12 protein-coding genes are annotated in these 13,405 nt (G+C 30.4%); 11 read left to right on the forward strand and 1 reads right to left on the reverse strand.

What is annotated here, in order from left to right; genetic code table 11:
- The first annotated feature begins 1 nt into the window (after position 1).
- The 4 genes from BW723_RS07200 (at position 2) to BW723_RS07215 (ending at position 4,636) form a co-directional block, all read left to right on the forward strand.
- Complete coding sequence (locus tag BW723_RS07200; protein ID WP_068356815.1) at positions 2–1,054, forward strand: sugar phosphate isomerase/epimerase family protein; 1,053 nt, start codon at positions 2–4, stop codon at positions 1,052–1,054.
- Between the two features lie 2 nt (positions 1,055–1,056).
- Entirely contained in the window at positions 1,057–1,803 is a 747-nt protein-coding gene (locus BW723_RS07205) for a 3-keto-disaccharide hydrolase (RefSeq protein WP_068356812.1), read from the forward strand.
- 23 nt (positions 1,804–1,826) lie between these two features.
- Positions 1,827–2,798 (forward strand): ThuA domain-containing protein, encoded by a 972-nt coding sequence (locus tag BW723_RS07210; protein WP_068356965.1) that lies wholly within the window; start codon positions 1,827–1,829, stop codon positions 2,796–2,798.
- 245 nt (positions 2,799–3,043) lie between these two features.
- Complete coding sequence (locus BW723_RS07215) at positions 3,044–4,636, forward strand: NADP-dependent glyceraldehyde-3-phosphate dehydrogenase (RefSeq protein ID WP_068356809.1); 1,593 nt, start codon at positions 3,044–3,046, stop codon at positions 4,634–4,636.
- 78 nt (positions 4,637–4,714) lie between these two features.
- Here the strand turns inward: BW723_RS07215 and BW723_RS07220 are convergent, their stop codons facing one another.
- Positions 4,715–5,770 carry an endonuclease/exonuclease/phosphatase family protein gene (locus BW723_RS07220; RefSeq protein WP_068356806.1) on the reverse strand — a complete coding sequence of 352 codons (1,056 nt, stop codon included), beginning with the start codon at positions 5,768–5,770 and terminating at the stop codon, positions 4,715–4,717.
- Positions 5,771–5,917: 147 nt separating this feature from the next.
- Here BW723_RS07220 and BW723_RS07225 point away from each other — a divergent pair, with 147 nt between their 5' ends.
- The 7 genes from BW723_RS07225 to truB all read left to right on the forward strand — a co-directional run bounded on the left by BW723_RS07225 (position 5,918) and on the right by truB (position 13,405).
- Entirely contained in the window at positions 5,918–8,725 is a 2,808-nt protein-coding gene (locus tag BW723_RS07225) for a TonB-dependent receptor (protein ID WP_068356804.1), read from the forward strand.
- Between the two features lie 29 nt (positions 8,726–8,754).
- Positions 8,755–10,179 (forward strand): DUF5689 domain-containing protein, encoded by a 1,425-nt coding sequence (locus tag BW723_RS07230; RefSeq protein WP_068356801.1) that lies wholly within the window; start codon positions 8,755–8,757, stop codon positions 10,177–10,179.
- Between the two features lie 67 nt (positions 10,180–10,246).
- The gene (mce, locus tag BW723_RS07235; protein WP_068356798.1) at positions 10,247–10,648 is read left to right on the forward strand and encodes a methylmalonyl-CoA epimerase; all 402 of its coding nucleotides are present in this window, start codon (positions 10,247–10,249) and stop codon (positions 10,646–10,648) included.
- A 73-nt stretch (positions 10,649–10,721) separates the two neighbouring features.
- Positions 10,722–11,600: a cell division protein FtsX gene (locus tag BW723_RS07240; RefSeq protein ID WP_068356796.1), complete on the forward strand. Its 879-nt coding sequence runs from the start codon at positions 10,722–10,724 to the stop codon at positions 11,598–11,600.
- Between the two features lie 4 nt (positions 11,601–11,604).
- Positions 11,605–11,847, forward strand: coding sequence for a DUF3098 domain-containing protein (locus tag BW723_RS07245; protein WP_068356793.1), 243 nt, complete (start codon positions 11,605–11,607; stop codon positions 11,845–11,847).
- Between the two features lie 3 nt (positions 11,848–11,850).
- A complete protein-coding gene (locus tag BW723_RS07250; protein ID WP_068356791.1) occupies positions 11,851–12,645 on the forward strand; it encodes an undecaprenyl-diphosphate phosphatase in 795 nt (264 codons plus the stop codon).
- 64 nt (positions 12,646–12,709) lie between these two features.
- Positions 12,710–13,405 (forward strand): tRNA pseudouridine(55) synthase TruB, encoded by a 696-nt coding sequence (truB, locus tag BW723_RS07255; RefSeq protein WP_068356788.1) that lies wholly within the window; start codon positions 12,710–12,712, stop codon positions 13,403–13,405.

The following is a 13,405-nucleotide window of genomic DNA, read 5'->3' on the forward strand; positions in this document are numbered from 1 at the left end:
TATGAAAAAAATAAAAGGACCTGCAGTATTTTTAGCCCAATTTGCTGGTGATGAAGCACCATTTAATACTTTAGATGCATTGTGTAAATGGTTTGCTGATTTAGGTTATAAAGGTGTTCAACTTCCTGCTTGGGATAAAAGAGTAATCGATATTGATAAAGCAGCAGAAAGTAAAACATATTGCGATGAAATTACAGGAATTGTAAATGCTCACGGATTAGAAATTACAGAAATAGCATCGCATTTACAAGGGCAATTAGTGGCTGTAAATCCTGCTTACAATAGTATGTTCGATGGTTTTGCACCAGAAGAATGTAGAAATAATCCTAAAAAAAGAACAGAATGGGCAGTGCAACAATTAAAAAACTGTGCCATTGCTAGTAAGAATTTTGGCTTAAATGCTCATGGAACTTTTTCGGGTTCGTTAATGTGGCATACAATGTATCCTTGGCCACAAGCTCCTGCTGGTTTGGTAGATATGGGTTTTAAAGAATTGGCAAAACGTTGGGAACCTATTTTAAATACTTTTGATGAAAATGGAGTAGATGTTTGTTATGAAATTCATCCAGGAGAAGATTTGCACGATGGTGTTACTTTCGAGCGTTTTTTAGAAGCTACAGGAAATCATAAAAGAGTAAACATTTTATACGATCCAAGTCATTTTGTATTGCAACAACTCGATTATTTAAAATACATCGATTATTATCATGAACATATAAAAATGTTTCACGTAAAAGATGCCGAATTTAATCCTTCAGGTAAAAGCGGAGTTTATGGTGGTTATCAAGATTGGCAAGATAGACCAGGTAGATTTAGATCTTTAGGCGATGGCCAAGTAGATTTTAAAAGTATATTCTCTAAACTTACAAAATACAATTGCGATGTTTGGGCTGTAATGGAATGGGAATGCTGTATAAAATCACCAGAACAAGGTGCAAAAGAAGGCGCATCTTTTATCAAAAAAAATATAATAGATATTACAGAAAAGTCTTTTGATGATTTTGCTGGCGGTGCAATTGATGAGCAACAGTTAAAGAATATTTTAGGTATTTAATTATGAGAAAAATTCTTTTCTTTTTTTTGATTTCATCAGTAGCCTTTGCTCAAAATAATAAAGTAGATCCAAAACTTACTGAAATTTGGGAGCCAAAACCTCCTGTTGTAATGCCTGCGGATAACAATCAAGCTCCAAGTGATGCGATTGTACTTTTTAATGGTTCTAATTTTGATGAATGGGCAAACGCAAATCCACAGAAATCTGATGAACTTTGGATTTTAAATTCGGATGGAAGTATGACTGTGAAAAACAAAGCAGGTAATATTAAAACGAAAAAGTCTTTTGGTAGTATTCAATTACATATCGAATGGAAATCGCCTGCAGAAATTAAAGGAAAAGGTCAGAGTAGGGCCAATAGTGGAATATTTTTACAGAGCCGTTATGAAATTCAAGTATTAGATAATAACAATAATGATACTTACGTAAATGGCCAAGTTGGGTCTTTATATAAAAGAGCAATTCCTTTGGCTATGGCTTCTGTTAAAAGTGGAGAATGGAATACTTACGATATTATTTATATGGAGCCTAAATTTGATAAAGATGGAAATGTAGTTAGAAAAGCAACATTTACAGTTTTACATAATGGTATTTTAATTCATAATAATGTAGTTCTAGAAGGACCAACTGTTTACAGAGGAACTCCTCCTTACAAATCACATAGTAAAGCACCTTTATTACTGCAAGATCATGGAGATAATAGCAGAGTAAGTTATCGAAATATTTGGATAAGAGAATTAGAAGATTAAGGTTAAATATGAAAAAGATTGTTATGAAAAAGAAAACGTTTAAATTATTTTTTACCTTAAGTATTATTGCTTTAACATCGTGTTTTGGACAGAATAATAAGATAAAGGTTTTGATTGTTGATGGTCAAAATAACCATTTTATCTGGCCAAAATCAACGATAATGATAAAACAATATTTAGAAGAAACAGAACTGTTTGCTGTAGATATTGCACGAACAAAATACTTATTTAATAGTACGTCTAAAAAAGACTGGTTATCTTATGCAAATGTTTCTGAAGGAGTTGAAGGAAAACCTAAAACAGATCCAGATTTTAGTCCAGATTTTGCTAAATACGACGTAGTTATTTCAAATTTTGGATTTAAAGCAGCTCCTTGGCCAGAAGAAACTCAAGCAAATTTCGAGAAATTTGTTAGAAAAGGTGGAGGTTTTGTGAGTGTTCATGCAGCTGATAACTGTTTTCCTAATTGGTTGGCCTATAATAAAATGATTGGAATAGGTGGTTGGGGAGGTAGAACCGAGAAACATGGTCCGTATTTATATGTAGATAAAAATAATAAAGTAATAAAAGACTTCACTTCAGGAAGTGGAGGTGCACATGGCAAAAAAGAAGCATTTTTAATAACAACGTACAATGCTAAACATCCTATAACAAAAGGTTTCCCAAAACAATGGATGCACGCTGCAGATGAATGTTATGCATATTTAAGAGGGCCAGCTGAAAATGTAAAAATTTTAGCAACTGCAGTATCAACTAAAAAACCTTTAGATTCTGGTCAAAAAGAACCAGTAGTAATGACGATTAAATATAAGAAGGGGAGAATCTTTCATACCACTTTAGGGCATGATGAAATCGGTTTTTCATCCGTAGATTTAATTACTTTATTACAAAGAGGTACAGAATGGGCTGCTAAAGGAAAAGTTACTCAAGAGTTGCCTAAAGATTTTCCAGGAACAGATAAAAGTTCTTCTAGAAAGTTTATTTTAAAAAAATAATTTAATTTTTAGGTTGATGGTATTTTAGTGTAAAGTACATATTTCTAGTTTTTTACAGACTTTTTTTAGAGTAATTTAAAAGTTTTTTTTCTTTTTTTTGATGTTGATTTTTAATGCAAACTAAGACTTGTTTGCGCAAAGGTTTTCGTGAATTTAAAGTGCAGAAAGGATTTCTTACATTCTTTTTCGCTAATTTCGTTAGATAAAATTATTTCAAATTTTTGTATAAAATTTAAATATTTCAAATGAAAAACAATTTCAAAGAAATTCCAGAAAAGTTTAAAATTTCGGAATTAAAACATCAAAAGACATATTTAGTAAGCGGAGAGTTAAAAGAATGGAAAGGAGAATTTTCTGAAGTATATTCTACTATTTCATCAACAGAAAAATACAAACCAACATTGTTAGGTACTGTACCTAATTTAACTGGAGACGAAGCTATTGAAGCCTTAAATTCGGCTTATAGAGCTTATGACAAGGGGCAAGGTTTATGGCCAACAATGCGTGTTGCAGACAGAATTTCTTGTATGGAAGAGTTTGCAGAGCAAATGAAAACCAAAAGAGATGAGGTTGTACAATTATTAATGTGGGAAATTGGTAAATCTTTACCAGATTCACAGAAAGAATTCGACAGAACTATAGAGTATATTTACGATACTATTGAAGATTACAAACAAATGGATCGTGATTCTGCTAAATTTCAAAAAGATAGTGGAGTTTATGCTCATGTTAGACGTGGACCATTAGGAGTTGTTTTATGTTTAGGTCCTTATAATTATCCTTTAAATGAAACTTTTGCATTGTTGATTCCTGCTTTAATTATGGGGAATACAACTGTTTTTAAACCTGCAAAACACGGAGTTTTATTATTATCGCCATTAATGGAAGCTTTTCAAAACAGTTTTCCAGAAGGTGTTGTAAATATCATTTATGGTAGAGGTCGTGTTTTGGCAACACCAATAATGAAAACTGGTAAAGTTGATATTTTAGCTTTAATAGGTAATAGTAAGTCTGCAAATGCAATTCAGGCAAATCATCCGTATAAAAATAGATTACGTTTGGTACTAGGTTTAGAAGCAAAAAATCCAGCTATTGTTTTACCAGATGCAGATTTGGATTTGGCTATTGATGAGTGTATTACAGGTTCTACTTCTTTTAATGGGCAACGTTGTACAGCGTTAAAAGTATTGTATGTGCATGAACATATTGTAGATAAATTTAAAAAACGTTTTGCAGAAAGAGTAGATGCTTTAAAATTTGGAAATCCTTGGGAAAAAGGGGTGAAACTAACACCTTTACCAGAACCAGGAAAACCTGCATATATTCAAGAGTTGATAGATGATGCAACAGAAAAAGGAGCAAAGGTTATCAATAAAAAAGGAGGAGAAACTACTGAGAATTATATTTTTCCAGCGGTTTTATATCCTGTTTCTAAAGATATGAGAGTATATCAAGAAGAACAATTTGGACCTGTAATTCCTGTAGTGTCTTTTAAAAATATTCAAGAACCCTTAGATGATATGGCTGAATCTAATTACGGCCAACAAGTAAGTGTATTTGGTAGCGAAGTAAAAACTTTAGCGCCGTTAATAGATACTTTAGTTAATTTGGTATGTAGAGTAAACTTAAATAGTGCTGCGCAAAGAGGACCAGATGTATACCCTTTTACAGGTAGAAAAGATTCTGCTGTAGGTACTTTAAGTGTACACGATGCTTTACGTTCTTTTTCTATTAGAACTTTTGTAGCATCAAAAGATACAGAATACAATAATGCAATTTTACAAGAATTATTAGATAAGAAAACTTCTAACTTTATTAGTACAGATTATTTATTGTAGAAAATAAATCTGCACATAACAAATAAAAAAAACCTCCATTTGGAGGTTTTTTTATAATATAATAAATTAGTTTTATGTTTATTTCTTTTCCTTAATCAAATACATATATACAGGAAAATGATCAGAATAGCCACCAGTATAACCTCCGTTAGAAAAACTTCGAAAAGGGTAACCTTTAAATTTGCCTTTTTTATCACTTAAAAAACGTTTATTAAAAATTTTTGCTTGAAACATTTTATAAGTAGAAAAATCTTTTTCGCCTTTATCTAAAAGTGGAGAAGAAATTAAAATCATATCAAAAAGGTTTAAATTATCTCTATAAGCTAAAGTGTTAAAACCTCTTTTATGTAATTCTTCATAAGGATTATAAATATCTAAAGAGTCTACATTTTTCTTTTTAGCTTTTGTCTTTAGAACTTTTTTAAAACTAGAATTTATTGGGTCGTCGTTAAAATCGCCCATAATTAAAATCTTAGCATTTGGGTCTCTTTCACGTACTTGTGTAATGATTTTTGTGGTTTGATACGCTGCTTTTTCACGCAAAGGTCTACTTTTAGCTTCACCACCACTTCTAGAAGGCCAGTGATTTACAATAACGTGAATCAATTCATCATCTAAATAACCAGAAACTAATAATTGATCTCTTGTATAAACAGGATAGTTATTCCTATAAATTTTAGGGTTAAAAGCTTCATGGAATACGGGTTTAAAGTATTTTTTTTGATACAATAAGGCTACATCAATTCCGCGTTTGTCTGGCGAATCGTAATGAATAATACCATATCCTTTTTTTCTTAAATTTTTAGACTTTACTAAATCTTCTAAAACGCTTAGGTTTTCTACTTCAGAAACGCCTATAAGAGCAGGACTAGTTTTTGCTTTATCTGCACCAATTTGTACAATAACAGAACTTAATTTATCAATCTTATCCCAATAAACTTTAGATCTGCCAGATTTTAATTCCATCATTGGGCTGGCTTCATCATTAATAGTAGTATCATTAATGGTATCAAAAAGATTTTCTAAGTTGTAGAAAGCAAGTGTTCTAATGTTGTACTGTTTTTGCTTGCTTTGAGCGAGAGTAGTAAAAAATGTAAGAAAAAGAAATATTAAAAAAGGAATGTATTTTTTCATTTTGATTATATTTAGGCAAGTAAGATCAAGCAATACATTTTAAGCCAAAAAATATATCGTTTTATGTTGAGGTAAGACTAACATAAAAAGTGTTAATTTTACATCTATTTTTTAACAAAAATAATAAGAAAATATAATAAATTATTTATGAAAAAAATTGTTTTATCAATATTTGTGATGCTATTCTTTTTTACAGGAATAAACGCTCAGAATATTGTAAAAGGAGTCGTAACAGACAGCTATTCTGAAAAACCTCTAAATGGTGTTTTGGTAACTGTTATTAGTACTACGTTAAATCAAGAAACAGGTGCTGATGGAGTATTTGTAATAAAAAATATACCAAACGGATCTTATATATTAGAGATAAAATTATTGGGTTATGAAACTCAAAATTTCCCGATTGAATTAAATGAAGATACCATAGATTTAGGTCGAATTCAGTTATATGAAGATATAACTGAAGACCAAGATTTAAGTTTAATTACCATTACAGATGATGAATTAAATGATGATGCTAGTGCTGCAGATAATATTTCTGGTTTATTGCAAGCCTCTAAAGATCTTTATTTAAGAACTGCTGCTTATGAGTTTAGTTCTTCTTTTTTTAGAATTAAAGGTTTAGATTCAGAAAATGCCAAGGTGCTTATTAATGGTATAGATATGAATAAACTGTATAGCGGAAGACCACAATGGAGCAACTGGGGTGGTTTAAACGATGTTCTAAGAAACCAAGAATTTAGTAATGGTTTAACACCTTCTGCGTATACATTTGGTGGTGTGTTAGGTTCAACGAATATGAATGTTAGAGCTTCTGAACAAAGAACAGGTACTAAAGTTTCTTACTCTTCATCTAATAGAAGTTATGCGCATAGGCTTATGGTTTCTCATTCTTCTGGTTTGTCAGAAAATGGTTGGGCTTATACATTTGCTGCAAGTAGAAGGTCTGCGATAGAAGGTTTTGTAGATGGTACAAGTTATAATGCAAATTCTATGTTTGCATCCGTAGAAAAGAAATTTAACGAAAAACATAGCATAAATTTCACTTCTATTACTGCTTTTAACAGAAGAGGTAAATCATCCCCGCAAACACAAGAAGTTTTCGATTTAAAAGGTATAGCTTATAATTCTTACTGGGGATATCAAGGAGGGCAAATGAGAAACTCTCGTATAAAAGAGGTATTTGAACCAATTTTAATGTTAAATCATTATTGGACTTTGAATGATAAGACATCTATAAACACAAATATTTCTTATCAATTTGGTAGAACTGGTAATAGTAGAATAGATAATAATGGAACTAGAGTAGATGGAACTGCTGTTGATGGAAATGGAAATCCATACATCGTTAATCTTGGCGCTTCTAATCCAGATCCTACTTATTATCAAAAACTACCAAGTTATGGTTTAAGACAAGGTTATGCTAATATTTACGGTATTCAGCAAAACTTTTTAAATGATGGTCAATTAAATTGGAGTAGTTTATATAATGCCAATTTAAATTCTGCAAATGGTGGTAATTCATCTTATGTTTTATATGAAGATAGAAATGATGATAAGCAATTAACCATCAATAGTATTTTAGCACACGAAATTTCTGAGAATATTACTGTAAACGGAAGATTACAATACACTCAATTAAAATCAGAAAATTTTGCAGAAGTAATCGATTTATTAGGCGGTACAGGTTATTTAGATGCAGATTCTTTTGCAGATACTTTCAATGAGAAACAGAATGATTTATTAAATCCTTTAAATGTTGTAGGCGAAGGAGATAAATTTAAATACAATTTCGATTTAAATTCTAGTGTAATTGATGGTTTTGTGCAAAGCCAATTTAAATACAATAAAGTAGATTATTATTTAGCGGCAAATATATCAAGAACTGCACATCAAAGAGAAGGTTTGTTTCAAAATGGAGGTTTTGCAGACAATTCTTTAGGCAAATCAGAAAAATTATCATTTACAAATTTTGGTGTAAAAGGAGGCTTAACTTATAAATTAACAGGGCGTCATTTATTTGATTTTAATGCAGGTTATTTAACTAAAGCACCCAATTTAAGAAACTCTTTTTCGAATTCTAGAGAAAATAACAACACTGTAGATAACTTAACAAGCGAAAAAATAATTTCTACTGATGTAAGTTACATTTATAGAAGTCCAATTGTACAGGCTAAATTAACAGGATATTATATTGATGTGCAAGATGCAACTGAAATCTCTTTTTTCTTTGCTGATGGAATTGGAGGCGATAATACAGCCTTTGTACAAGAAGTTTTATCGGGTATAGATAAAAAACATTTTGGTGCTGAATTTGGTATAGAAGCACAAGTTACACCAACAATTAAATTAAAAGCGGCAGGTAACTTTGGTCAGTATACTTACAATAACAATCCAAATTTATATTTAACTACAGAAAACAACACACGTTCTCAAGACGCTGGTTTTGTAGATGGTCGTAAAGATTTTGGAGAAGCAAACCTAGAAAACTATAAGTTAGCTGCAGGACCACAGACAGCTTATTCATTAGGTTTTGAATATAGAGATCCAGATTATTGGTATGTTGGTGCTACAGCAAATTTTTTCGATAATACTTATGTAGATATTGCTCCTTTAACCAGAACATCAAACTTTGCAGATGATGGAGGAATCCCTTTTAATGATTATGATGAGGAAATTGCCAGAGAGCTACTACAACAAGAAAAATTTGGTAGTTATATGGTAGTAAATATGATTGGTGGTAAATCTTGGAAAACTGGAAATCAATACATTAGTGTTTTTGCAAGTATTGGTAATATTTTTAATACAGAATATAAATCTGGAGGTTTTGAACAAGGTAGAAATGCAAATTATAGAGAATTAAAAGCAGATAAAGAATTAGATACACCCGTTTTTGGAAACAAATATTGGTTTGGAAGAGGAACAAATTACTTCTTAAACGTAAGCTATAGTTTCTAAATAAAAAATATTAAAAAAAAAAAACAATTATGAAAACAAATAAAATTTACGGATTTTTATCATTATTAATAGCTTTCTCAGTATTTTCTTGTGTAGCAGATAGTGATTTTGCAGTACCAAATGTTATTGTAGTAGAACCAGATATTACAGCAAATTCTAATCTTTTGGCAGTTCAATCTGCATTAATTCAAGAATATAATTCTTCAGAAAATGTTGTTTATACTTTTTATGAAAATGAAGACAATCCTACTTATGTAGAAGCTTATGTAGTTTCTACTGATGCTACAGGTAATTTTTACAAAAAATTAATCGTACAAGACAAGCCAGAAAATCCAACAGCAGGTTTAGAAATTGTGCTAAATAAAACTTCATTAAGTGAAACTTACGAAGTTGGTAGAAAAATTTACATAAAATTAGATGGTTTATCTGTTTCTTATGATGATGGAGAAAGTATAGGTTCCATAAATCCAGAAAATGGAGTTCCAGGAAAATACGTTCTTGGAGTTTTAGATGGAGGTCAAGTTTATGATATACCATCAACAGAAATAGAAAATCATATTTGGAGATCTGCTACAATTGTAGATATTGTACCCACAGCTATTCAATTACAAGATATTACAGACGCACATATTAATACAATGATTCAATTAACGTCTAGTCAATTTTTAAAATCAGATTTAACAACAACTTTTGCAGGAGAGTCTTATGATGAGTACGATGGATTTAGAACTATTTATGAGTGCGAAACAGAAGCTACTATTCAATTACAAACAAGTACATTTGCTAGTTTTAAATCTAATGTAGTTCCTCAAGGAAAAGGAATTTTTAAAGGGGTTTTGTCTAAAGATTACACATCCGAATTTTTGGTTGCTATCATTAATACTCCTTCAGATATCGATTTTACAGATGATACAAGGTGTGATCCTTTGGTTTTAGAATGTTCTGGGACTTCTGGTGGAGAAACAGTGTTATTCTCTGAAAATTTTGAGGGATTTAATTCTTACGATTCAGAAGGTTGGGACAATATTAATATTGATGGTACTTCTACAGATTGGTTTTTAGATTCTTTTAATAGTACCTATTCTAGAATTTCAGCCTTCAATTCAGATGAGTCAGATGCTAATGTTTGGTTAGTTACGCCAACAATTAATATGGATAATACAACAGGAGAAGAGTTGTTTTTTGACATTCAGGCTAGTTATTTTACAGGTACAAATTTATCAGTATTTGTTTCATCTAATTATTCGGGAGATCCAACAACGGCAACTTGGTTACGTTTAGATGCTGTAATTCCTACAGGACCTAAAAATTCTTTCGGAACTTTTAATACAGTTGGCCCAATAAATATTTCTTGTTTAGATGGCGATATTAATATTGGTTTTTTTTACGAAGGATCAGATCCTGTAGCTACTACCAGATATCATTTAGATAATGTGAAAATTTTAGGAAACTAATCCTTTAATTTTTTTTAAATAATATAGAACCAGTAATTAAGTTTGCTGGTTTTTTTATTTTTACAAAATGGATAAAATAGAACACATAGGTATTGCTGTAAAAGATTTAGAAAAATCGAATCAATTATTTGCATCACTTTTTGGTGAAAAGCATTATAAAACAGAAGAAGTTTTATCAGAAGGCGTAAAAACATCTTTCTTTAAAACTGGACCTAATAAAATAGAGTTATTACAAGCAACAAATCCAGAAAGTCCTATTTCAAAATTTATCGACAAAAAAGGAGAAGGAATTCATCATATTGCATTTGCTGTAAATGATATTCTAGCAGAAATTAAAAGACTAAAAGAAGAAGGATTTATCGTTTTAAACGAAATACCTAAGAAAGGTGCAGACAATAAATTAGTCGCTTTTTTACATCCAAAAAGTACAAACGGAGTTCTTATAGAATTGTGTCAAGAAATCAATTAGTTAAAATACTGCAAACTCTTACTATCAACTGAATCGTAATTATTATCTTGCAACGATTTTTAACCATAAATTAATGTCATCAAAATTTGACTCTTATCAAAAAAGACGCTTAACATCTTCTTACATTTCAGTTGTAATAAGTATTGCTTTGGTACTTTTTATGGTGGGTGTTTTAGGGTTAATATTACTAAAATCTACACAGGCTGCTAATTATGTTAAAGAAAAAGTAGCAATTACGCTTTTTATAAAAGACAACGTAACTCAAAAACAAATAAAAACTTTTAGAGAATCTCTTTTAACAGAAGAATTCACAAAAAAGGCAATTTATACAAGCAAAGCACAAGCTGCAAAAAAATATAGCGAAGAGATTGGTGAAGATTTTTTAGAGTTTTTAGGTGAAAATCCGTTAAAAAACGGAATAGATATTTACTTAAAAGCAGATTTTGTAACGCCAGAAAAAGTAGTAGAATTAGAAAAGAGATTTTCTAAAAATGCTTTTGTTGCAGATGTTTCTTACGATAAACCGTTAATTAATTTATTAACTAAAAACATTAAAAGAATTAGTTTTTGGCTTTTAGTTTTAAGCGGATTTTTTGGTTTAATAGCAATGATTTTAATTAACAGTTCTATTCGATTATCAATTTATTCGAAACGTTTTAATATTAAAACAATGCAAATGGTTGGTGCAACCAAAAGTTTTATTCGCAGACCATTTATTTGGCGAAGTATAAAATTAGGTTTTGTGGGTGCAATTATAGCTTTAGCAGGTTTAGGAGCAGTAGTTTATTATTTAGATAAATACATACCAAGTTTAAACTTTTTAGAAGATTATATTACTTTAGGATATATTGCAGTAGGTGTACTTTTATCAGCACTTATAATTACTTGGCTTAGTACATTTTTTGCAACACAACGTTTTTTGAATCTAAAAACAGACGAACTTTATTATTAAAAATATGAAAAAAGAAATCAATCAAGAGCAAGAATTTTTATTCGGTAAAAAGAACTATATCATTATGCTTATTGGTATTGTTTTTATCACTTTAGGATTTATTTTTATGTCTGGTGGTGGTAGTGATGATCCTAATGTTTTTAATGAAGAAATCTACAATTGGCAACGAATTCGTTTAGCGCCAACTTTAGTAATTATAGGATTAGGAATAGAAATTTATGCAATATTAGTAGACCCAAAAAAATAAGCTATGGATGTTTTAGAAGCAATAATTCTTGGAGTAATTCAAGGATTAACAGAATTTTTACCAGTATCATCTAGTGGTCATTTAGAATTAGCAAAAGCTATTTTAGGTGATACTTCAGTGCCAGAAGAAAGTTTAACCTTTACTGTAGTTTTACACTTTGCAACTGCCTTAAGTACATTGGTTATTTTTAGAAAAGAAGTTGCAGAAATTCTTAAAGGATTATTCCAATTTAAGTGGAATGATGAATTAAAATTTTCTTTAAAAATTATCATTTCTATGATTCCTGCAGTTGTTGTAGGTTTACTTTTCGAAGAGCAATTAGAATCTTTTTTTGGGGGTAAAATTTTATTAGTAGGTGTAATGTTGTTAGTTACAGCTTTGCTTTTATTATTGGCAGATAAAGCAAAAAACACCAATAAAGAAGTCTCTTTTTGGAATTCTGTAATTATTGGGGTTTCTCAAGCAATTGCAATGTTACCTGGTATTTCTAGATCTGGAGCAACTATTTCTACTTCAGTTTTATTAGGTATAGATAGAACAAGAGCTGCAAAATTTTCATTTTTAATGGTAGTGCCTTTAATTTTTGGAAAGATTGGTAAAGATGTTTTAAGTGGCGATTTAAATTTTCAATCCTCAGAAATGGTGCCAATTTCAGCAGGTTTTATAGCTGCATTTTTAGCAGGTATTTTAGCTTGTAAATGGATGATTGCTTTGGTTAAAAAAAGTAAATTATCTTACTTTTCAATTTACTGTGCAGTAGTTGGTGTAATTGCAATTGGTTATGCTCTTTTTAACTAATTTAGGTTGATGTTTATCTAGTATTAAACTGATTATATAAAGTTAGAAACACTTTATTTTTTGAATGATAAGAACAGAAGAAGATTTTAAAAATGGTCAAGTTTTATTGGTTGATAAACCTCTAACGTGGTCCTCTTTTCAGGTTGTAAATAAATTACGTTGGCATATTAAGCAACGTTTTAACATCAAAAAAATAAAAGTGGGTCATGCAGGTACTTTAGATCCGCTTGCGACTGGTTTATTAATAATTTGTACAGGCAAGCAAACTAAAGAAATTAACACGTATCAAGGTCAAATAAAAGAATATACAGGTACAATTACTTTAGGCGCAACAACACCAAGTTACGACTTAGAAACTGAGGTTAACGAGACTTTTGCTACAGAACATATTACAGAAACTTTATTGAAAGAAACTACTCAACAATTTATTGGGAATATTCAGCAGAAACCACCCATTTTTTCAGCAATTAAAAAAGACGGAAAACGTTTGTATGAATTGGCTAGAAAAGGAGAAACTACAGAAATTAAATCTAGAGAAATAACTATTTCAGAATTCGAAATTACAAATATAGATTTACCAAATGTAGATTTTAGAGTGGTTTGCAGCAAAGGAACTTACATTCGTTCTTTAGCTTACGATTTTGGGAAAGCACTAAATTCTGGCGGACATTTATCAGTCTTAAGAAGAACCAAAATTGGTGATTTTTCAGTTGATGATGCAGTATCTATAGAGCAATTTATAGAAGAATTAGAGCGTTAA

Source organism: Polaribacter reichenbachii, assembly GCF_001975665.1.
In the GTDB taxonomy this organism is placed as follows: Bacteria; Bacteroidota; Bacteroidia; order Flavobacteriales; family Flavobacteriaceae; genus Polaribacter; species Polaribacter reichenbachii.

What these genes read in the sequence shown, in the direction of transcription:
- mce (WP_068356798.1), top strand. Translation starts at nt 10,247, where the DNA reads ATGGATAAAATAGAACACATAGGTATTGCTGTAAAAGATTTAGAAAAA.
- BW723_RS07240 (WP_068356796.1), top strand. Translation starts at nt 10,722, where the DNA reads ATGTCATCAAAATTTGACTCTTATCAAAAAAGACGCTTAACATCTTCT.
- BW723_RS07230 (WP_068356801.1), top strand. Translation starts at nt 8,755, where the DNA reads ATGAAAACAAATAAAATTTACGGATTTTTATCATTATTAATAGCTTTC.
- BW723_RS07205 (WP_068356812.1), top strand. Translation starts at nt 1,057, where the DNA reads ATGAGAAAAATTCTTTTCTTTTTTTTGATTTCATCAGTAGCCTTTGCT.
- BW723_RS07210 (WP_068356965.1), top strand. Translation starts at nt 1,827, where the DNA reads ATGAAAAAGAAAACGTTTAAATTATTTTTTACCTTAAGTATTATTGCT.
- BW723_RS07215 (WP_068356809.1), top strand. Translation starts at nt 3,044, where the DNA reads ATGAAAAACAATTTCAAAGAAATTCCAGAAAAGTTTAAAATTTCGGAA.
- BW723_RS07200 (WP_068356815.1), top strand. Translation starts at nt 2, where the DNA reads ATGAAAAAAATAAAAGGACCTGCAGTATTTTTAGCCCAATTTGCTGGT.
- BW723_RS07250 (WP_068356791.1), top strand. Translation starts at nt 11,851, where the DNA reads ATGGATGTTTTAGAAGCAATAATTCTTGGAGTAATTCAAGGATTAACA.
- truB (WP_068356788.1), top strand. Translation starts at nt 12,710, where the DNA reads ATGATAAGAACAGAAGAAGATTTTAAAAATGGTCAAGTTTTATTGGTT.
- BW723_RS07220 (WP_068356806.1), bottom strand. Translation starts at nt 5,770, where the DNA reads ATGAAAAAATACATTCCTTTTTTAATATTTCTTTTTCTTACATTTTTT.
- BW723_RS07225 (WP_068356804.1), top strand. Translation starts at nt 5,918, where the DNA reads ATGAAAAAAATTGTTTTATCAATATTTGTGATGCTATTCTTTTTTACA.
- BW723_RS07245 (WP_068356793.1), top strand. Translation starts at nt 11,605, where the DNA reads ATGAAAAAAGAAATCAATCAAGAGCAAGAATTTTTATTCGGTAAAAAG.